This window comes from Nocardioides bruguierae, from assembly GCF_023554635.1.
In the GTDB taxonomy this organism is placed as follows: domain Bacteria; phylum Actinomycetota; class Actinomycetes; order Propionibacteriales; family Nocardioidaceae; genus Nocardioides; species Nocardioides bruguierae.
This window is the reverse complement of the sequence record NZ_JAMJPH010000010.1, coordinates 187469-207172: the sequence shown is the minus strand read 5'-3', so window position 1 is coordinate 207172 and position 19704 is coordinate 187469. Positions and strand designations below refer to the sequence as shown.

The following is a 19704-nucleotide window of genomic DNA, read 5'->3' as shown; positions in this document are numbered from 1 at the left end:
CGGTTACGGGGGGGGCCCCCGGGGGGGGGGGGCCCGGGGGGGGGCGGGGGGGGGGGGGGGGGGGCGGGGGCGGGGCGGGGGGCGGCCCGCGGGGGGGGCCCCGGCCGCCCGGCCCGGGCGACGTCAGCGGGTCACAGGTTGATCATGTGACCGGCGATGCCGTGGACGGCCTCCTTCACGGCCTCCGACAGGGTCGGGTGCGCGAAGACGTTGCGGGCGATCTCGTCCGCGGTGAGGTCCCACTTCTGGGCCAGGGTGAGCGCGGGGAGCTGCTCGGTCACGTCGGGGCCGATCATGTGGGCGCCGAGGATCTCGTTGTGCTCGGCGTCGGCGACGATCTTGACGAAGCCGACGGCCTCGCCGAGACCCTGGGCCTTGCCGTTCGCGGAGAACGGGAAGGTGGCGGTCTTGACGTCGTAGCCCTTGTCCTTGGCCTGCTGCTCGGAGTAGCCGAAGGAGCCGATCTGCGGCTGGCAGTAGGTGGCGCGCGGGATGAAGTCGAACTCCACCGGCATGGTCTCCTCGCCGGCGATGACCTCGGCAGCCACGATGCCCATGGCCTCGGCCACGTGGGCGAGCATCATCTTGCCGGTGACGTCACCGATCGCGTAGACGTGCTCGACGTTGGTGCGGCCGTACTCGTCGATGGCGATGGCGCCGCGGTCGGTGAGGGCCACGCCCGTGCTCTCCAGGCCGTAGCCCTCCACGCGCGGCGCGAAGCCGAACGCGGCGAGCATCTTGTCGGCCTCGAGCACCTGCGAGTCGCCGCCCGCGGCGGGGCTGACGGTCACGCGGACGCCGGAGCCGGTGTCCTCGACCTTCTCGCACTTGGTGGAGGTCAGGACCTTCACGCCGAGCTTCTTGTAGTGCTTGGCCAGCTCCTTGGACACGTCCGCGTCCTCGGCCGGGACCATCCGGTCGGCGAACTCGACGATGGTGACGTCCACGCCGAAGTTCTTCATCACGTAGGCGAACTCGACGCCGATCGCGCCGGAGCCGCCGATGATGATCGAGGAGGGCAGCTCGGAGTCGAGGATCTGCTCCTCGTAGGTCACCACGTTGGCGGACTTCTCGATGCCCGGGAGCATCCGCACCTGCGCACCGGCGGCGACGATCAGGTCGGTGCAGGTGTAGGAGGTCACCGAGCCGTCGGCGGCCTTCACGTCGAGCGACGTGGGGCCGGTCAGGGTGCCCCGTCCGTCGATCTCGGTGATCTTGTTCTTCTTCATGAGGTAGTGGACGCCCTTGACGATGCCCTCGCTGACCTTGCGCGAGCGGGCGTGCGTGGGACCGAAGGACATCGAGGCGTCGCCCTCGATGCCGTACTTGGCCTTGTCGTGCGTCAGCAGGTGGGAGAGCTCGGCGTTCTTCAGCAGCGCCTTGGAGGGGATGCAGCCGACGTTGAGGCAGACACCGCCCCAGTACTTCTCCTCGACCACGGCGACGGACTTCCCGAGCTGAGCCGCGCGGATCGCAGCGACGTAGCCCCCGGGGCCGGCACCAAGAACCAGAACATCGAAGTGGGTCACGGGGCCACCCTAGTCGCCGGGCCGGAGGCGTTAACCTTCGGTCCCGTGACGCTGTACGCCGCCTACGGCAGCAACATGGACCCCGCCCGCATGAGCGAGCGCTGCCCGCACTCCCCGCTGGACACCACGGGGTGGCTCAACGGGTGGCGCCTGACGTTCGGCGGCGAGGAGCACGGCTGGGACGGGGCGCTCCCGACGATCGTCCAGGACCCCTTCGAGCAGGTCTTCGTCGCGCTCTACGACGTGACCCGCGAGGACGAGCGGGTGCTCGACGAGGTCGAGATGGCCTCCTCCGGCCTGTACCGCAAGACCAAGGTGCGGATCTCGACGATGAGTGGCGAGCGGGTCGCCTGGGCCTACGTGCTGGACGCCTACGAGGGCGGGCTGCCCTCGGCGCTCAACCTCGGCGTGCTGGCCGACGCGGCCGAGGCCGCCGACGCGCCCAGCGACTACGTCACGGCCCTGCGCACGCGCCCCTGCCGGTCCACGGGCCTCTGACGGGTTTCCCTGCGAGATCCCTGCGAGATCCCTGAGGACACCGGGGCGACACGCGGGGCGACGGCCCAGCACGTAGGGTCCTCCCGTGACCTCCGAGCAGTCCTCCGCGCAGACGTCCCCCTCCGCACTCGCCGAGCAGGCAGCCGCCCGGCTCGCCGAGATCACCGGCGTCGAGAAGCACGACGTCGCGCTCGTGCTGGGCTCCGGCTGGCTGCCGGCCGCGGCCTCCCTGGGCGAGGCAGACGTCGAGGTCCCCGTCACCGAGCTGCCGGGCTTCTCGGCCGCCGCGGTGGCCGGCCACAGCGGCACAGTGCGCTCCCTGCAGCTGGGCGAGAAGCGGCTGCTCCTCTTCGGCTCCCGCACCCACTACTACGAGGGCAAGGGCGTGGACGCCGTCGTGCACGGCGTCCGCACGGCCGCGGCCGCCGGCTGCAGCACCATCGTGCTGACCAACGGCTGCGGCGGCCTCAAGGAGACCTGGTCCCCCGGCACCCCGGTGCTGATCTCCGACCACATCAACCTCACCGGCCGCTCGCCGATCGTGGGCGCGAACTTCGTCGACCTCACCGACCTGTACTCCTCCCGGCTGCGCACGCTGTGCCGCGAGCTGGACCCGACCCTCGACGAGGGCGTGTACGTGCAGTTCCCCGGCCCCCACTACGAGACCCCCGCCGAGATCGGCATGGTCCGCGCCATCGGCGGCACGCTGGTCGGCATGAGCACCACGCTCGAGGCCATCGCCGCCCGCGAGGCCGGCATGGAGGTGCTCGGGCTCAGCCTCGTCACCAACCTGGCCGCCGGCATCACCGGCGAGCCGCTGGACCACGCCGAGGTGCTCGAGGCCGGCCGCGAGGCAGCCGAGCGGATGGGGGACCTGCTGGCCCGCGTCGTCCCCGCGCTCTGAGCGCCGGCGCGCCGCCACCCCCGGCCCGGCGCGCCCCACCACGAAGCAGCCCCGGCGGTCACCACCCCGCCTCCCCCTCGCCCGACTGCTCCCCGAGAACCGGTACGACCACTCCTGAGAGGTCCGAGACGTTGTCCTCCGAGCAGACGCCCGAGACGCAAGACACCAGCACCAACCCCGGCACGACCCCTGGCACCGATCCCGCCCGCACCGACCCGCGTGAGCTGGGCCGTGCGACGCGCGCCAAGCTGGTCGAGGCCGCGACCCGCGCCTTCGCCGAGCACGGGGCCTTCAACGCCTCGCTGCTCGACATCACCCGGCAGGCGGGGCAGCGCAACCGCGGTGCCGTCCACTACCACTTCGGCTCCCGCGAGAAGCTGCTCGCGGCAGTGCTCGAGCAGCACGCCGACTTCCTCGCCGAGCGCGAGCTGCGGCTGCTCGAGGTGGCCCGCTCGCGGCCGGTGACCGACCTGGCCTCCGCGGTCGAGCCGGCGGTGCGGCCCATGGTCGAGCTGGCCGGCACGGGGTGGCGCGGACGCTGCTACCCGGTGATCCTCGGCGAGCTGGTGGCCGAGGAGATCCTGGACGAGGAGCCGGACCTGCGCGCCGCGGTCGAGCACAGCGGCGGCTACGCCGTCTTCGAGCTCATCGCCCGGCGGATGCCGCCGATGTCCGAGGCGCTGCTGCGGGAGCGGCTCAGCCTGTTCAGCGGCTTCGCGCTGCGCGCGATCGGTGACCGGTCCCGCGCGCTGGACCGCGCCGAGCGGGGCGAGGCCGGACCGCACCACCGCCCGCAGCTCGACGAGGACGGCTTCGTGGCCAACCTGGTGGGCATGTCGGTGGCGATGCTCACCGCCCCGGTGCCCGACCCCGAGCCGGCGTTCCTCGCCGACCCCACCGGATGACCCACCTCTCCACCGCCATGCGCGAGGGCTCGCGCGCCGAGCACGAGGCGGCCGAGTCCTCCGCGTTCATGGCGACGCTGCTCGACGGCGGCATCGCACCCGCCGGCTACGTCGCCTACCTGGCCCGGCTGCGCCGGGTCTACGAGGCGCTGGAGCGGGTCGGGCGGACGCTGGCCGCGTCCGGGGACGCGGCGGCGGCCGCCGTCCACGACCCCGACCTCGAGCGCCTGCCCGCCCTCGACGCGGACCTCGCCCACTGGGCACGGGGCCGGGCAACGGGCGGCTGGGCACCGGGGGCGGCGCACGACGTCCACTCCCCCGCCACCGACGCCTACGTCGCCGCGATCGAGGCCTCGGCCTCCTGGGGCGGCGCCTACGCCGCCCACCACTACACCCGCTACCTGGGCGACCTCTCCGGCGGCCAGGCGATCGGCCGCGTGCTCCGGCGCCACTACGACCTGGCCGGCGACGGGGTGGCCTTCTACGACTTCGCCGCCGTGCCGAGGCCGAAGCCGTACAAGGACGCCTACCGCGCCCGGCTGGACGCGCTGGGGCTTCCCCCGGACCAGGCGGACCGCGTGGTGGCCGAGGTGCAGCATGCGTTCCGCCTCAACCAGGCCCTCTTCGCCGAGCTGGACGAGGAGCTGGGCCTGACCCCCGCTCCCACCGCCTGACCAGCCCCGACCGTCAGGTGAGGCCCTCGGGGCCACCCGCGCGGCCACGGGCTTGACCTGGAGCATGCTCCAGGTCGCAGACTGGAGAGGTGCCCGCAACCGCCGCCTCTACCGCCCCCACTCCCAGCACCGTGGCCACCGGGCTCCCGATCGCGGAGGCCGCGACCAGCAGCGGGCTGACCGCGGACACCCTGCGCTACTACGAGAAGGACGGCCTGATGCTGCGGCCGGTGCCGCGCACGGCGACCGGGCAGCGGCGCTACCAGCCCGAGGACCTGCGGTGGATCGCCCTGGTCACGAGGCTGCGCGCAACCGGCATGCCCGTGCGCGACGTGCGGCGCTACGCCGACCTCGTGCGCGCCGGCGACGGCAACGAGCCCGCACGCCTGGCGCTGCTGCGCGAGCACCGGCAGGTCGTGCTCGCCCAGCTCGCCGACGTCACGGAGCACCTGGGCGCCATCGACGCCAAGATCGGCATCTACGAGGACCGGCTGGCCGGGGTCGCCGACCTCTCACCCGCCCGGTCTTGACCTGGAGCGCGCTCCAAGGGGTTCGGTGGTGCCCATGACGCAGACGATCACGACCACCCGCACGCTGGGCACCGCCGACGCCGCCCTCACCGTCTCCACCCTCGGGCTCGGCTGCATGGGGATGAGCGAGTTCTACGGCACCCCGGACGAGGCCGGGGGCATCGCCACGATCGGCCGCGCGCTCGACCTCGGCGTCACCTTCCTCGACACCGCCGACATGTACGGCCCCTTCACCAACGAGCGCCTGGTCGGCCGGGCCATCGCCGGGCGTCGCGACGAGGTCGTCCTGGCCACCAAGTTCGGCAACGAGCGCGCCGAGGACGGCACCCGGCTCGGCATCAACGGTCGCCCCGAGTACGTCCGGGCCGCCTGCGACGCCTCGCTGGCGCGCCTCGGCGTCGACCACCTGGACCTCTACTACCAGCACCGGGTCGACCCCACCGTCCCGATCGAGGAGACCGTGGGCGCCATGGCCGAGCTCGTGGCCGCCGGCAAGGTGCGGCACCTGGGCCTCTCCGAGGCCTCGGCCGAGACGATCCGGCGCGCCCACGCCACCCACCCGATCACCGCGCTGCAGACGGAGTACTCCCTGTTCACCCGCGACCTGGAGGACGCCATCCTCCCCGTGCTGCGCGAGCTCGGCATCGGCCTGGTGCCCTACTCCCCGCTCGGGCGCGGCATCCTCACCGGCGCCTACGCCCCCGCCGAGGGCGACTCCCGCTCCAGCGCGTACTTCCCGCGGCTCAACGGCGAGAACCTCGTCACCAACCAGGCGCTCGTCGACGCCCTCGCGGCGATCGCCGCGCGCCAGGGCTGCACCCCCGGCCAGCTCGCCCTGGCCTGGGTGCTCGCGCAGGGCGAGGACGTGGCGCCCATCCCCGGCACCAAGCGCGTGCGCTACCTGGAGGAGAACGTCGGCGCCGCCGCCGTCAGCCTGGACGAGGCGGTGCTGGCCGAGATCGAGCAGGCCGTGCCCCGTGGCGCCGTCGCGGGCGCCCGCTACGGCGACATGAGCAGCATCGACGCCTGAGCCGCCCGACGACCACGCCGATGTCGGAGAGCGACCTCGTCGGCTCCTCCTCCCGGGCCCGGGAGCGCTAGCGTCGGACCCGTGAGCACCGCCGACCCCGCCGCCCGCGACCTGCCCGCCCTCCTCGACGCCGCCCGGGCGTGGCTGGCCCAGGACCCCGACCCGGCGACCCGCGCCGAGCTGGAGGGCGTCGTGGCCGCGGTCGGGAGCGGCGACGCCGCGGCCGAGGCGGACCTCGCGGGCCGCTTCGACGGCACCCTGGAGTTCGGCACGGCCGGTCTGCGCGGGGCGCTGGGTGCCGGCCCGAACCGGATGAACCGGGTCGTGGTGGGGCGGGCCGCGGCGGGCCTGGCCGCCTACCTGCGTGCGCAGGGCGCGAGCGAGAAGGACACCGTGGTCGTCGGCTACGACGCCCGGCACAACTCCGACGTGTTCGCCCGCGACACCTGCGAGATCGTGCAGGCCGCCGGCCTGCGGGCGCTGCTGCTGCCGCGGCCGCTGCCCACCCCGCTCGTCCCCTTCACGATCCGCGACCTGGGGTGCGTGGCCGGCGTGATGGTGACCGCGAGCCACAACCCGCCGCAGGACAACGGCTACAAGGTCTACCTCGGGGACGGCTCCCAGATCGTCCCGCCCGCGGACGCCGGCATCGCCGCCGAGATCGCGGCCGTCGGTGACCTCGGCGACGTGCCGCGCTCACAGGCCTGGCGGACGCTGGACGAGGCCGTCGTCGACCGCTACCTCGACACCGCGGCCGGCCTCGTCGCCGACGGCCCCCGGGACCTGGCGCTGGTCTACACCCCGCTGCACGGCGTCGGCGCCGCCCCGGTCGCCCAGGTGCTCGAGCAGGCCGGGTTCGCCCCGGCCCAGGTCGTGGCCGAGCAGGAGGAGCCCGACCCCGACTTCCCCACCGTGGCCTTCCCGAACCCCGAGGAGCCCGGCGCGATGGACCTCGCGCTCGCGCTGGCCGCCCGCACGGACGCCGACCTCGTGGTCGCCAACGACCCGGACGCGGACCGGTGCGCGGCCGCGGTGCCCACCCCGACCGGGTGGCGCATGCTGCGTGGCGACGAGGTCGGCGCGCTGCTGGCGCACCACCTGCTGACCCGGGGCGCGCGCGGCACGCTGGCCACCTCGATCGTGTCGTCCTCGCTGCTCGGGCGGATGGCCCGCGCGGCCGGCCTCCCCTACGCCGAGACCCTCACCGGGTTCAAGTGGATCGGCCGCGTCGACGGCCTCGCGTTCGGCTACGAGGAGGCGCTGGGCTACTGCTGCGACCCCGAGAACGTCAAGGACAAGGACGGGGTCACCGCCCTGCTGCTGCTGTGCGAGCTGGCCGCGGCCACCAAGGCCGAGGGGCGCACGCTGACCGACGTGCTCGACGACCTCGCGCGCGACCACGGGCTGCACGCCACCGACCAGCTCTCCGTGCGGGTCGCCGACGTCGCGCTCATCACCGACGCCATGGCGCGGCTGCGGGCCACCCCGCCGACCAGCCTCGGCGGGCTGGCGGTCCAGGCCGCCGACGACCTCGCGGAGGGCTCGGCCGACCTGCCGCCGACCGAGGGCCTGCGGTACCAGCTGGAGGGCGGGGCGCGCGTCGTCGTCCGCCCCAGCGGCACCGAGCCCAAGCTCAAGGCCTACCTCGAGGTCGTCGTGCCGGTCACCGACCTCGGTGACGTGGGTGGCGACGCGGCGGACGCCGTGGAGGCGGCCCGGGTCGCCGCGGCCACCCGCCTGGACGCCCTGCGCGGGGACCTCTCCCTGGCCCTCGGCCTCTGAGCCCTGGCTCGGACGGGCTCGGACGGGCTCGGACGGGCTCGGACCAGGGCTCAGACCAGGAACGCCACGACGCTGACCACGACGGTGACGGCCAGCAGGCCGATCTCGAGCCACGCCGGCGTCCGCGTCACCTCGGTCAGCAGGGCCTCCTGCTCGGGCGAGCGGCGAGCGATGTCCCGGTTGCCGCGCTCCTCGTTGGCCCGCTCGCCGATGCGCTGCTCGACGAAGTCGGCATAGACGACCTTCGCGTCGGTCTGGAGCCCCTCGCCGGGCACCGGGGACATGGCCAGGTCCCGGGTGCTGCGCGGCTTCTTGGCGGCCTGGCGCCACGAGCGGCCGGCGGCCGGGGAGGTGAACTTGCGTCCGCCCACCACGACGACCAGCACCTGCTGCACCAGCACGCTGGTGATGCCGGCCAGGGGCACGGTCACGGTCTCGAAGGAGTTCACGAGCACGAGCCGGTCGCCGACGATCCGCAGGCGGGGCTTGAGCATCGTGGCCCACGCGAGCACCCCCAGGACGGCGGCGATGCCGGCGACGGGCGCGGAGGCCCCGGCCCCGAGCACGGCGAGCACGACCAGCAGCAGGCAGATCGCGATGCCGATCGTCCCGGTCACCCGACCCGAGGTCGGGGCGAACCGCTCGACGGCGTGCTCGCCGGAGGTGCCGGCGCTCGAGGGGGGCGTGCTCATGGGGACCCAGGCTACGTGGTCGGCGGGTGGGGCCCGCCTCGTCGGATGCCAGGCCGGGGCCCCGGCCGCCGAGGCGGCTCCCGCGGCCCGTCCCGCCTATGCTGGCCGACCGTGAGCACCGAGCAGACCCCCAGCACCAGCCAGCCCGCCGACGCCCCGACCCCGGCGCAGGTCGCCCGCGCGATCGACCACACGCTGCTCAAGCCCGAGGCCACCCGCGGCGACGTGGCCGCCCTCGTCGCCGAGGCCGCCGAGCTGGGCACCTACTCGGTCTGCGTCTCCCCCTCCATGCTGCCCCTCGACGTGCCGGCCGGCCTGAAGGTCGCCGTGGTCTGCGGCTTCCCCTCCGGCAAGCACACCTCCGCGGTCAAGGCCGCCGAGGCCGCCGAGTCGGTGCGCCTGGGCGCGGACGAGATCGACATGGTCATCGACGTCGGCGCCGCCCGCGAGGGCCGGTTCGAGGACGTGCAGGCCGACGTGGCCGCCGTCCGGGCCGCCGCCCCCGCGCCGACCGTGCTGAAGGTCATCATCGAGTCCGCCGCGCTGGACGACGACCAGGTCGTCGGCGTGTGCCGCGCGTCCGCGGCCGCCGGCGCCGACTTCGTGAAGACCTCCACGGGTTTCCACCCCGCGGGCGGTGCGACCGAGCACGCCGTGCGCCTGATGAAGCAGACCGTGGGCGACGCGCTCGAGGTCAAGGCCTCCGGCGGCGTCCGGACCCTCGAGCAGGCCCGCGCCATGATGGCCGCCGGCGCCACCCGCCTCGGCGTCTCCGGCTCCCGCGCGCTGCTGGCCGGCGACGGCTCCGGCGCGGCCGGCTACTGAGCCACCCCGCCGGCGAGGAGGGGACCGTGCGCGCCCAGGTGATCGTGCTGGCCGGGCCGTCGGGGTCGGGCAAGTCCCGGCTCGCCGAGCGGCTCGGCCTGCCGGTGCTGCGGCTCGACGACTTCTACAAGGACGGCGACGACCCGACGCTCCCCCTCATCACCCACGGCGCGAACGCGGGGCTGGTGGACTGGGACCACCCCGACTCCTGGCACCCCGGGGACGCGCTGGCGGCCATGGCCGCGCTGTGCCGCGACGGACGGGCGGAGGTGCCGGTCTACGAGATCGCCGCGAACGGCCGCACCGGCACCCACGTGGTCGACCTGGCCGGGTCCCCCCTGTTCGTGGCCGAGGGCATCTTCGCCGCGGACGTCGTGGCCGGCGCCCGGGCCTCGGACCTGCTCGCGGCCGCCTACTGCGTGCGCCGCTCGGTGCTGCGCACCTTCTGGCTGCGCCTCACGCGGGACCTGCGCGAGCACCGCAAGCCCCCGCTGGTGCTGCTGCGCCGCGGTGTCGTGCTGGCCCGGGGCCAGCGCGGCGTGGTGGCCGACGCGGTGGGCAAGGGCTGCGTGCCCCGCACGCCCGACGAGGTCCTCACCGAGGTCGCGGCGCTGCGGGACGCACGGGTCCGATGACGCCCCCGGGGCCTCCGCGTCGCTCCCCGGCCGACTGGCCGGAGTGGGCCCGGCTGCGGCAGCCCGACCGGTACAGCTGTGGGCCGTCGTCCCTGGTCGTGGCGCGGTGGTGCGCCCGGGAGGAGGCCCCGACGGCGCTGGAGCACGACTTCGCGGCCGTCGTCCTCGCCACCCACCGGGCCGAGGGCCGGCGCTGGCCGCGCGTGCTGGGCCTGGCGCCCTGGGACCTCGCCGCGGCGCTGGGCCGCGACCCGGGCGGTCGCTGGTCGTGGTGGGCGGGGGTGCGGTCGGTGCGCGCCGGGGCGGTCGTCGAGGACGTGCTGGCCCACGCCCGCCGCGAGGTCGCGGTGCCCGTCTACGTCGGTGACCGGTGGCTGCCGCGGCACGTGGTGCTGGTGGTGGGCGTCGCGGACGGGGACGGCTGGGCCGTCTACGACCCCGCTCGTGGGCAGCTGGGCGCCGTCTCGCCGGCCCAGGTGCGCGAGGGTCGGCTGCCGGTCGGGCGCTGGACGCGGGTGTGGTTCCCGGTCCTGCCCGGCCCTGACCAACGCCTGACCAGTCCTGACCAGGCCTGACCAGCCCTGACCCGGTACGAGTGCCCGCCCGTCAGAGGGTGGCGACGACGACCCGGACGACCAGCCACGCCAGCGGCACGGCCAGCCCGACGGCGGCGAGCAGCCGGGCCAGGGCCCAGGCGGTGCCGCCCGCACCCAGGCGCGGGTCGGCCGCGGCGAGCACCACCTGGTCGGTGCGGAGGCGGTCGTAGCGCAGCGCCACCCGCTCCCCCACCCGCGGCACGGGCGGGGTGGTGCCGCTCAGCGTCTCGGCCCGCACGAGGCCGCCGTCGGGCAGCCTCCACTGGACGAGGTGGAAGTAGACGGTGGTCGGCTCCCCCGCCAGCGAGACGTCCTTGGCCCGGGTCTGGAGCACCTCGCCCTCGGCGGGCACCGCACGGCTCTCGAAGTCGGCGGCCTCCGCCCGCTGGCGTCCCGCACGCACCGCCAGCCGGGCGGCCGCGGCGAGCATGAGCACCGCCGCCACGAGCACGACGACGTCGACGCCGGACAGACCCATGCCGCTCCCCACCCTTCCGCTCGACCCTGCCGGCCCCGGACCCCCGCGGGGTCCCTCAGCCCTCGGCTCGCAGCGCGGCGTAGCCGGGCTTGATGACGTCCTCGATGATCGCCAGGCGCTCGTCGAAGGGCAGGAACGCCGACTTCATCGCGTTGACGGTGAACCACTGGAGACGGTCGAGGTCGAAGCCGAACGCCTCCACCAGGTCGGCCATCTCGTCGGTCATCGAGGTGCGGCTCATCAGCCGGTTGTCGGTGTTGACGGTGACGCGGAAGCGCAGGTCGGTGAGCAGGCCGATGGGGTGCTCGGCGATCGAGGCCGCGGCCCCGGTCTGCACGTTGGAGGCCGGCGCCAGCTCCAGCGGGACGCGCTTGTCCCGGACGTAGGAGGCCAGCGGGCCGAGGTGGACGGTGCCGTCCTCGGCCACGGTGATGTCGTCGACGATGCGGACGCCGTGGCCGAGCCGGTCCGCGCCGCACCACTGCAGCGCCTCCCAGATGGAGGGCAGGCCGAACGCCTCGCCGGCGTGGATGGTGATGTGCCCGTTGGCGCGCTTGACCTTCTCGAAGGCGTCCAGGTGCCGGGTGGGAGGGAAGCCGGCCTCGGCGCCGGCGATGTCGAAGCCGGCTACGCCCCGGTCGCGCCAGGCGATGGCCAGGTCGGCGATCTCGCTGGAGCGGGCAGCGTGCCGCATCGCGGTCAGCAGCTGGCGCACGACGATGCGGCCGCCGGCGGCGGCACAGCCCTCGTCGATGCCCTGCCGGACGGCCTCGACGGTCTCGTCCAGGCTCAGCCCGGCCTCGGTGTGCTGCTCGGGGGCCCACCGCAGCTCGGCGTAGACGACGCCGTCGGCCACCAGGTCCTCGACGCACTCGCGCGCCACGCGGGTCAGCGCCGCGGCGGTCTGCATGACGCCGACGGTGTGCGCGAAGGTCTCCAGGTAGCGCTCCAGCGAGCCGGAGTCCGCCGCCTCGGCGAACCAGGTCGCCAGGTCGTCCGCGGTGTCGGCGGGCAGCGCGTGGCCGACCTCGCCGGCCAGCTCCAGCACCGTGCGCGGTCGCAGGCCGCCGTCCAGGTGGTCGTGCAGGACGACCTTGGGCGCGCGCCGCACCTGCTCACGGGTGGGCAGGGAGGCGGTGGTGGGACCAGGGGTGGCGGCGGGGGTAGGTTGCGCGGGGGTGACGCTCATGAGCGTCATCCAACCACCTGACCACTCCCCCGGATGAGTCCGCACCGCCGCGGCCCAGGAGCTCCCCGTGATCGTCTTCACCACCGTCGAGGAGGTGCTCGCGGCCGCGGGCACCGAGCTGGGCACCTCCGACTGGCTCACCGTCGACCAGGCGCGCGTGGACGCGTTCGCCGACGCCACCGGCGACCACCAGTGGATCCACGTGGACCTGGCCCGCGCGGCCACCTCCACCTTCGGCGGCACCATCGCCCACGGCTTCCTCACCCTGTCGCTGCTGCCGGCGCTCGGGGCGGGCGTCTACCGGTTCGACACCCCGGGCGCGGTGCTCAACTACGGCCTGGACAAGGTGCGCTTCCCGGCGCCGCTGCCGGTCGGCCGACGCGTGCGCACCCACGTGCGGATGGCCGCGGCCGAGGACACCGGCGCCGGTGTGCGCGCCACCCTGGTGCACACGGTCGAGATCGAGGACCACCCGCGGCCCGCCTGCGTGGCCGAGACCCTCGTGCTGCTGGTCGCCCAGCCGGCCTGAGGCTCAGCGCTTGACGGCCGTGAGGGTGTAGGACGCGGCCAGGCGGTCGCGTCCCTCGCGCAGCGCGAACTCGCCCCCGCCGACCGGCTCCATGGCGCCGGGCAGCGCGTTCCAGGGCACGGAGTCGTGCTCGGCCAGCGAGGTCAGCGTGAGCCCCGCGTCGAGCAGGCCCTGGACGATCTCGCCGAGACCGTGGTTCCACTCGTGGGTCGTGCTCGCGGTGAAGACGTGGTCGGTCTCGACGTAGGTGCCGGCGTCGGAGAAGACCAGCGGCTCGGCGGTCTCGAAGTACGGGTACCGCGCGACCAGCAGGTCGTCGGCGCGCTCGTCGTCCAGCGCCCACAGCATCGGGTGCCCCTCGCGCAGGAACAGCCGCCCGCCGGGAGCGAGCAGCCCGGCGACGACCCGCGCCCAGGCGGCGACGTCGGGCAGCCAGCACAGCGCCCCGATGCCGGTGTAGACGAGGTCGAAGGACGCCGGCTCGAGCACGGCGCCCGCCGCGTGGACCTCGGACTCCACGTACTCGACCTCCGCCCCGGCGCGGGCCGCCAGGTCGCGGGCCTGGGCCAGCGAGGCGCCCGAGAGGTCCAGCCCCGTCATCCGCGCGCCCAGCCGGTGCAGGGAGAGGGTGTCGGTGCCGATGTGGCACTGGAGGTGCACGCCACGCAGGCCCGTGAGGTCGCCGAGGCGCGCACGGTCGAACGCCACCACGTCCGAGACCGCGGTCGGGTCGGCGAGCAGCCGGTCGAGCGCGTAGTCGGGCGAGGCCGCGTGCGCGGCGGCCCGGTCGTCCCAGCTGTCCCGGTTGACGCGGGCGTACTCCGGCAGGTCGTCCATGCCCCGGAGCGTAGGCCCGCTCAGCGGGCCAGGCGGGTCACCAGGTGCTCGGCGAACGCGTCCGCGACGGCGGGCACGAGGTCGAGGTAGAGCCCGGGCTCGACCAGCTCGACCTCGCTGACCACGAGCATCCCGTCCATCTCCAGCAGGTCGACGCGGGCGTAGTCGAGCGCCTCCTCCCGGCCGAGCAGCTTCTGCGTGGCCTCGACGGCCGCGCGGGCCAGCGCGCCGGCGTCGGGGTCGACCGGCACGGCGACGCTGGTGCCGCCGTACTCCTCGTGCACCCGCACGTCGGCGCCGTCCCCGGCGGAGCCGGGCCGCTTGTCGACCTGGGCGACGGGGCGGCCGGCGACGAGCACCACCGAGGACTCGCCCCGCGTGCGCACGGACGCCACCAGCGGCTGGGCCAGCCAGGGGCCGGGCGTCAGCCCGAGCAGGCGCGGGTCCTCGAGCCCGGTGGCGACCACGAGCCCCTGCCCGCTGGCCCCCACGCGCGGCTTGACCACCAGGGTGCCCCAGCGCTCGAACGCCGGACGCAGCCCGCCGACGACGTCCTCGACCTCGATGGGCACGCTCGGCACCGTCCACACCTCGGCGGACAGGCGCAGGAGGTACTCCTTGTCGCTGCTCCAGGTCATCGCGTCGGCGCCGTTGAGCAGCACCGTCGCGTCCTCGACGGCCCGGGCCCACGTCAGGAACGCCTCCGGCCGCAGGTGGTAGTCCCAGGTCGCGCGCACGGCGACGAGGTCGGCGCCCGCCCAGTCCACGGACGGGTCGTCCCAGACGGCCCAGGCGGCGTCGACACCGCGCGTGGCGAGCGCCGCGACGAGGGCGTCCCCGCCGGGCTCGCCCTGCGGCAGCAGCGCGCAGGTGGCCAGCAGGACGCGGGGCCGCGCCGTGCTCACGCGATCCGGTCGATCAGCAGCGGGCCGGGGGTGACCTCGGTGCCCGGGGCCGCGACCTCCCAGCCGCCCTCGAGCGAGGCCAGGGCCCGGTCGAAGCGCTCGGGGGTGTCGGTGAGCAGCGTGAACAGCGGCTGGCCCGCGGTGACCACGTCACCGGGGCGGGCGTGCCAGCGCACGCCGGCACCGGCCTGCACCGGGTCCTCCTGGCGGGCGCGACCGGCGCCGAGGCGCCAGGCGGCCAGGCCGACGGCCATCGCGTCGAGGCGGGCCAGCACGCCGTCGCTCGGCGCGGTCACCACGTGCGACTCCTGCGCCACCGGGAGGGTCGCGTCCGGGTCGCCGCCCTGGGCGGAGATCATCCGGCGCCAGGCGTCCATGGCCGAGCCGTCGGCGAGCTTGTCGGCGGGGTCGACGTCGGTGACGCCGGCGCCCGTGAGCATCTCGCGGGCCAGGGCGAGGGTCAGCTCGACCACGTCGGCGGGGCCACCGCCGGCGAGCACCTCGACGGACTCCTGCACCTCGATGGCGTTGCCGGCGGTGAGGCCGAGCGGCACGGACATGTCGGTGAGCAGCGCGGTGGTGCGCACGCCCGCGTCGGTGCCGAGCTCGACCATGGTGCGGGCCAGCTCGCGGGCCTTGTCGAGGTCCTTCATGAACGCGCCCGTGCCGACCTTCACGTCGAGCACGAGCGCACCGGTGCCCTCGGCGATCTTCTTGCTCATGATCGAGGAGGCGATCAGCGGGATCGCCTCGACGGTGCCGGTGACGTCGCGCAGGGCGTAGAGCTTCTTGTCGGCCGGGGCCAGGCCGGAGCCGGCGGCGCACACCACGGCGCCGACGTCCTCGAGCTGGGCCATCATCTCGGCGTTGGAGAGGCCGGCGCGCCAGCCGGGGATCGACTCCAGCTTGTCCAGGGTGCCGCCCGTGTGGCCGAGGCCGCGGCCCGAGAGCTGGGGCACGGCGACGCCGCAGGCGGCCACGAGCGGGGCGAGCGGGAGGGTGATCTTGTCCCCGACGCCGCCGGTGGAGTGCTTGTCGGCGGTGGGGCGCGAGAGCGCGCCGAAGTCCATCCGCTCGCCGGAGGCGATCATCGCGGCCGTCCAGCGGGCGATCTCGCGGCGGTCCATGCCGTTGAGCAGGATGGCCATGGCCAGCGACGACATCTGCTCGTGGGCCACCTCGCCGCGCGTGTAGGCGTCGATGACCCAGTCGATCTGGCTGTCGGACAGAGCGGCGCCGTCGCGCTTGGCGACGATCACCTCCACCGCGTCGTGCACTGCTGGTCCTCCTGGTCAGGTCCTGTGGGGCTCGCGGGGCGAGACGGGCGGGACCGCCGCCCGGGAGGGCGAGCCTGCCACAGCCACGCCCGGGCGGCGCAGCCGCCGGGCTCAGCGACCCGCGCAGGGCTCCGGGGCGTCCACGGGCTCCTCGGCCGGGCGCGCCGCGTCCCGGCCGGCGCGCCCCAGGCGGGAGCGACGCACCCCGACCACGACGGCGACCAGCGCCGCGACGGCGGCTGCCGCGACGAGGACGCGGCCGGGCGCCGCCGTCCAGAAGGCCTCGAGGACCGCGAGCCCGACGGTGAGGTAGACGCTCGCCCAGAGCGCGGCGCCGACCCCCAGGGCGGGCAGGTAGCGGCGCAGGGGCATCCGCAGGCTGCCCGCGGCGGCGTTGACCGCCGTCTGCACGCCGACGGTGAGGAAGCACAGGGTCACGGCCGGGGCGCCGAAGCGGCGCACGGTGCCCTCGGCCCGGACGACGGCCGGCCGCTCGAGCCAGGCCCGGCGACCGTCGTCGCGGGCGGCCACCCCGCGGGCGCCGCGGGCCAGGGCGTAGGTCGCCCCGCCGCGCGCGAACGCGACGACGACGAGGAAGCAGAAGAGCGGGACCACCGGCCAGTCGGGCACGGCAGCCAGTGTGCCCGCCGGACCGGCCCCTCCCCAGGGGTCCAACGGCACCGGTCCGGTGGCCGGGGGTCACGCCGGTCGGGCTCAGCCCGCGACCGGCACCCGGGTGTGCCCGCGCAGCACGAACGTGCCCCGCCGCACGCGCTCTCCGGCCAGGTGCAGGCCGGGTCGCCGTTCGCGCAGCACGGCCAGCGCCTCGGCGAGCTCGGCGCGGGCCAGCGGGGCGCCGAGGCAGAAGTGCACGCCGACGCCGAAGGAGAGGTGCGGGTTGGGGTCGCGGCCGGGCACGAACGTGTCGGGGTCGGCGAACACCGCCGGGTCGCGGTTGGCGGCGCCGGGCAGCGCGCAGACCCGCTCGCCCCGCCCGACCACGACGGAGCCCGGCCCCTCCCCCAGCCGGACCGGCTCGCTCGCGGTCCGCACGAACAGCTGGAGCGCCGCGTCCACCCGGAGCAGCTCCTCGACGGCGAGTGCGACGGGCGCCCCGGCCAGCGCCTGCTCGAGGGTGCGCCCCTGCGAGGCCGGCGCCGTCGGGTCCGGCGCCGTCGAGTCCAGCGTTGTCGGGTCCAGCGCAGCGACGAGTCCGTTGCCGAGCACGTTGACCGAGGCCTCGTGCCCGGCGTTGAGCAGCAGGACGACGGCGGCCACCACCTCGTCCTGCGAGAGCTCGGTGGCCACCAGGTCGCTGACCAGGTCGGCGGCCGGGCGTCGGCGCCGGTGCGCGGCCAGGTCGCGCACGAGCGCGGCGAAGTCCACCGACGCCGACACCGCCGCGTCCACCACCGCGGGGCCGGGGTCGACCTCGTACATGCGGACGATCGCCTGCGACCACCGCCGCAGGTCGCCGACGTGCGCCCTCGGCACGCCCAGCAGCTCGGCGATGACGAGCACCGGCAGGGGCTCGGCGTACGCGGTGACCAGGTCGAACCGGTCGGGGCCGGCCTCCTCCAGCAGCCCGGCGGCGACCTCGCGCACCCGGGGGCGCAGCCGCTCGACGTGACCGCGGGAGAAGGCGGAGGCGACCGGGCGCCGCAGCCGGGTGTGCGTGGGCGGCTCGTGCTCCATCATCTGGTGCCGGTGCAGCAGGTTGAACGGCTCGAGCGCGTCCCGGGGCTCGCGGTCGACCCAGCGCCGGCCGAGGCGGCGGTCGCGCTGGACCTGCCCGACCGTGGCGTGGGTGAAGGTCAGCCACGTCTGCGACGGCTCGTGCCAGGCCACCGGGTGGCGGGCCCGCTCCCGCGCCAGGGCCGGGTAGGGGTCGGCCAGGAACGCGGGGTCGCTCAGGTCAAGCGAGGTCGTGGGGGCCGAAGGCATCCGGCAGCACCTCGCTCATGGACCGCAGGCCGGCCACGGTGAGCAGGCGTAGGTCGGGGCCGCCGTTCTCGAACAGCAGCTGGCGGCAGCGGCCGCACGGCATGATCACCTGACCCTCGCCCCCGACGCAGACGAAGTGCGTGAGGCGACCGCCCCCGGTCAGGTGCAGCTGGCTGACCAGTCCGCACTCGGCGCACAGGCCGACGCCGTAGGCGGCGTTCTCCACGTTGCACCCGGTCACGAGCCGGCCGTCCTCGACGACGGCCGCGGCGCCGACCGCGTAGCCGGAGTAGGGCGCGTAGGCGTGCCGCATCGCGGCGGTGGCGGCCTCCTGGAGCGCCGACCAGTCGAAGCCGTCCGCGGCGGTGGCCTCGGCGGCCAGCGGGTCGGGCTGGGCGGTGGCGGGGGTCGGCTCGGCGGCGTCCATGGGTCCATCCTGCCCCGGGTCGCGGCGTCGGCCCGCACTGGTCCGGTGCCGGTCCGGCGCCCGCCGTGACCGAGCCGTGACCCGCGTCCCCCGTCCCGTCACCCGGCCGGGTGGCGGGCCGGCGGGCTGCAACGCTCGTTGCAGCGGTCACAGCGGGGAGCGTGACGTCCGGCTCCGCTGGACGGGACGTACGCCGCAGTAGACCGGCCCGGAGCGATGGATCTTTCGTTTCAAACATCGCAACTCGATAACCATCCGGTCCCGAGCCGCGACAAACGGGGGTCGAACCTGAAGTTTCCGTTAACGTCCCACCGATGCCCCCAGCCGGACGCGGGGCCACCCACACATCCTGATGGAGGAATCGAAGTGAAGAAGATGCGGAAGGCCGGTCTCGGCCTCTCCCTGGCCGTCGCGGCCAGCCTGGCGCTCACGTCCTGCGGCGAGGCTCCCGACGAGACGACCAGCTCCGACAGTGGCGAGACCACCTCGGACTTCCTCCCCTGCATCGTCTCCGACGCGGGCGGCTTCGACGACAAGTCGTTCAACCAGCTCTCCTACGAAGGCGTCCAGCAGGCCGCCGACGAGCTCGGTGCCGACTTCAAGGCCGTCGAGTCCAACTCGGAGTCGGACTACGCCCCCAACATGGAGAGCCTCGTGGCCGAGGGCTGCGACGTCATCGTCTCCGTCGGCTTCGCGCTCTCCGCCGCGACCGTCGAGTCCGCCACGGCGAACCCGGACCTGCCCTACGTCCTCATCGACGACCAGGCCGACAACGACTTCGACGGCACCAAGGACGCGGACAACATCAAGCCGCTCCTCTACGACACCGCCCAGGCCGCGTTCCTGGCCGGCTACGCCGCCGCCGACTTCTCCAAGACCGGCACCGTCGGCACCTACGGCGGCGCCGAGTACCCGACCGTGACCATCTTCATGGACGGCTACTACCAGGGCGTGCAGTACTACAACGAGCAGAAGGGCGCCGACGTCCAGGTCGTCGGCTGGGACGGCTCGACCGGCAGCTTCACCGGCGGCTTCTCCGCCAACCAGAAGGCCACCAACACCGCCCAGCAGATCCTCGACCAGGGCGCGGACGTCATCCTCCCCGTCGGTGGTCCGATCTACCAGGGCGCGCTCACCGCGATCGCCGACTCCGGCTCCGACGCCGTCATGATCGGCACGGACGCCGACCTGTACGAGTCCGACCCGAACAGCCAGGACGTCGTCTTCACCTCGATCCTGAAGAACATGAAGCTCTCGACCTACGAGGCCGTCATGTCCGTCGCGGACGAGGACTTCGACGCCGAGGCCTACGTCGGCACGCTCGACAACGACGGTGTCGGCATCGCGTCCTTCCACGACTACGAGGGCGAGGTCTCCGACTCCCTCCAGGGCGAGCTGGACGACATCACCGCCGGCATCATCGACGGGTCCATCCCCGTCACGTCCTACCTGAACTGAGCCCGTCCGCCCCGGGCACGCCCGAGGCCACGGCACCGAGGGGGGTCGACCACGTGGTCG

Annotated in this window: 22 protein-coding genes; 12 read left to right on the top strand and 10 right to left on the bottom strand. The window is 74.8% G+C overall.

Features of this window, described 5'->3' with window-relative positions; all coding sequences use genetic code 11:
* Nucleotides 1–131: 131 nt before the first annotated feature.
* On the bottom strand, nucleotides 132–1529 hold the full coding sequence (gene lpdA / locus M8316_RS07465) for a dihydrolipoyl dehydrogenase (protein ID WP_250053353.1): 1398 nt from the start codon (nucleotides 1527–1529) through the stop codon (nucleotides 132–134).
* Between the two features lie 45 nt (nucleotides 1530–1574).
* Between lpdA and M8316_RS07460 the strand changes: the two genes are divergently transcribed.
* The 7 genes from M8316_RS07460 to M8316_RS07430 all read left to right on the top strand — a co-directional run bounded on the left by M8316_RS07460 (nucleotide 1575) and on the right by M8316_RS07430 (nucleotide 7852).
* Entirely contained in the window at nucleotides 1575–2027 is a 453-nt protein-coding gene (locus M8316_RS07460) for a gamma-glutamylcyclotransferase family protein (RefSeq protein ID WP_250053351.1), read from the top strand.
* A gap of 85 nt (nucleotides 2028–2112) precedes the next feature.
* Nucleotides 2113–2931: a purine-nucleoside phosphorylase gene (locus tag M8316_RS07455; RefSeq protein ID WP_250053349.1), complete on the top strand. Its 819-nt coding sequence runs from the start codon at nucleotides 2113–2115 to the stop codon at nucleotides 2929–2931.
* 131 nt (nucleotides 2932–3062) lie between these two features.
* Nucleotides 3063–3836 carry a TetR family transcriptional regulator gene (locus M8316_RS07450; protein ID WP_250053347.1) on the top strand — a complete coding sequence of 258 codons (774 nt, stop codon included), beginning with the start codon at nucleotides 3063–3065 and terminating at the stop codon, nucleotides 3834–3836.
* Complete coding sequence (locus tag M8316_RS07445; RefSeq protein ID WP_250053346.1) at nucleotides 3833–4510, top strand: biliverdin-producing heme oxygenase; 678 nt, start codon at nucleotides 3833–3835, stop codon at nucleotides 4508–4510. Before M8316_RS07450 ends, M8316_RS07445 begins: the two co-directional genes overlap by 4 nt.
* Nucleotides 4511–4599: 89 nt before the next feature.
* Entirely contained in the window at nucleotides 4600–5040 is a 441-nt protein-coding gene (locus M8316_RS07440) for a MerR family transcriptional regulator (RefSeq protein WP_250053345.1), read from the top strand.
* Nucleotides 5041–5074: 34 nt separating this feature from the next.
* The gene (locus tag M8316_RS07435) at nucleotides 5075–6070 is read left to right on the top strand and encodes an aldo/keto reductase (protein WP_250053344.1); all 996 of its coding nucleotides are present in this window, start codon (nucleotides 5075–5077) and stop codon (nucleotides 6068–6070) included.
* Between the two features lie 81 nt (nucleotides 6071–6151).
* Nucleotides 6152–7852, top strand: a complete 1701-nt coding sequence (locus M8316_RS07430; RefSeq protein ID WP_250053343.1) for a phospho-sugar mutase — start codon at nucleotides 6152–6154, stop codon at nucleotides 7850–7852.
* 50 nt (nucleotides 7853–7902) lie between these two features.
* On the opposite strand, the gene M8316_RS07425 is transcribed toward M8316_RS07430, so the two are convergent.
* Nucleotides 7903–8544 (bottom strand): hypothetical protein, encoded by a 642-nt coding sequence (locus M8316_RS07425; RefSeq protein WP_250053342.1) that lies wholly within the window; start codon nucleotides 8542–8544, stop codon nucleotides 7903–7905.
* Between the two features lie 111 nt (nucleotides 8545–8655).
* On the opposite strand from M8316_RS07425, the gene deoC reads away from it, so the two are divergent.
* From deoC to M8316_RS07410, 3 genes are read left to right on the top strand one after another with little or no spacing between them, the layout of a single operon-like run.
* Nucleotides 8656–9369, top strand: a complete 714-nt coding sequence (gene deoC, locus M8316_RS07420; RefSeq protein WP_250053341.1) for a deoxyribose-phosphate aldolase — start codon at nucleotides 8656–8658, stop codon at nucleotides 9367–9369.
* Between the two features lie 26 nt (nucleotides 9370–9395).
* Nucleotides 9396–10004: an ATP-binding protein gene (locus M8316_RS07415; RefSeq protein ID WP_250053340.1), complete on the top strand. Its 609-nt coding sequence runs from the start codon at nucleotides 9396–9398 to the stop codon at nucleotides 10002–10004.
* Nucleotides 10001–10579, top strand: a complete 579-nt coding sequence (locus M8316_RS07410; protein WP_250053338.1) for a hypothetical protein — start codon at nucleotides 10001–10003, stop codon at nucleotides 10577–10579. Before M8316_RS07415 ends, M8316_RS07410 begins: the two co-directional genes overlap by 4 nt.
* 31 nt (nucleotides 10580–10610) lie before the next feature.
* Here the strand turns inward: M8316_RS07410 and M8316_RS07405 are convergent, their stop codons facing one another.
* Nucleotides 10611–11078: a DUF3592 domain-containing protein gene (locus M8316_RS07405; protein WP_250053337.1), complete on the bottom strand. Its 468-nt coding sequence runs from the start codon at nucleotides 11076–11078 to the stop codon at nucleotides 10611–10613.
* A gap of 55 nt (nucleotides 11079–11133) precedes the next feature.
* Nucleotides 11134–12267, bottom strand: coding sequence for an adenosine deaminase (locus M8316_RS07400; protein ID WP_250053335.1), 1134 nt, complete (start codon nucleotides 12265–12267; stop codon nucleotides 11134–11136).
* Between the two features lie 67 nt (nucleotides 12268–12334).
* Between M8316_RS07400 and M8316_RS07395 the strand changes: the two genes are divergently transcribed.
* Entirely contained in the window at nucleotides 12335–12796 is a 462-nt protein-coding gene (locus M8316_RS07395; RefSeq protein ID WP_250053333.1) for a MaoC family dehydratase, read from the top strand.
* A 3-nt stretch (nucleotides 12797–12799) separates the two neighbouring features.
* Here the strand turns inward: M8316_RS07395 and M8316_RS07390 are convergent, their stop codons facing one another.
* The 6 genes from M8316_RS07390 to M8316_RS07365 form a co-directional block, all read right to left on the bottom strand.
* Nucleotides 12800–13633, bottom strand: coding sequence for a class I SAM-dependent methyltransferase (locus M8316_RS07390; RefSeq protein WP_250053331.1), 834 nt, complete (start codon nucleotides 13631–13633; stop codon nucleotides 12800–12802).
* 20 nt (nucleotides 13634–13653) lie between these two features.
* Nucleotides 13654–14538, bottom strand: a complete 885-nt coding sequence (locus M8316_RS07385; RefSeq protein ID WP_250053329.1) for an ATP-grasp domain-containing protein — start codon at nucleotides 14536–14538, stop codon at nucleotides 13654–13656.
* The gene (locus M8316_RS07380) at nucleotides 14535–15815 is read right to left on the bottom strand and encodes a thymidine phosphorylase (protein WP_250053327.1); all 1281 of its coding nucleotides are present in this window, start codon (nucleotides 15813–15815) and stop codon (nucleotides 14535–14537) included. Before M8316_RS07380 ends, M8316_RS07385 begins: the two co-directional genes overlap by 4 nt.
* Nucleotides 15816–15926: 111 nt before the next feature.
* Nucleotides 15927–16445 carry a DedA family protein gene (locus M8316_RS07375; protein WP_250053325.1) on the bottom strand — a complete coding sequence of 173 codons (519 nt, stop codon included), beginning with the start codon at nucleotides 16443–16445 and terminating at the stop codon, nucleotides 15927–15929.
* Between the two features lie 84 nt (nucleotides 16446–16529).
* Complete coding sequence (locus M8316_RS07370; protein WP_250053323.1) at nucleotides 16530–17759, bottom strand: cytochrome P450; 1230 nt, start codon at nucleotides 17757–17759, stop codon at nucleotides 16530–16532.
* A complete protein-coding gene (locus M8316_RS07365; protein ID WP_272494844.1) occupies nucleotides 17731–18186 on the bottom strand; it encodes a cytidine deaminase in 456 nt (151 codons plus the stop codon). Before M8316_RS07365 ends, M8316_RS07370 begins: the two co-directional genes overlap by 29 nt.
* Before the next feature lie 375 nt (nucleotides 18187–18561).
* Here M8316_RS07365 and M8316_RS07360 point away from each other — a divergent pair, with 375 nt between their 5' ends.
* Nucleotides 18562–19644 carry a BMP family lipoprotein gene (locus M8316_RS07360; RefSeq protein WP_250053365.1) on the top strand — a complete coding sequence of 361 codons (1083 nt, stop codon included), beginning with the start codon at nucleotides 18562–18564 and terminating at the stop codon, nucleotides 19642–19644.
* The last annotated feature ends 60 nt before the right edge of the window (nucleotides 19645–19704 follow it).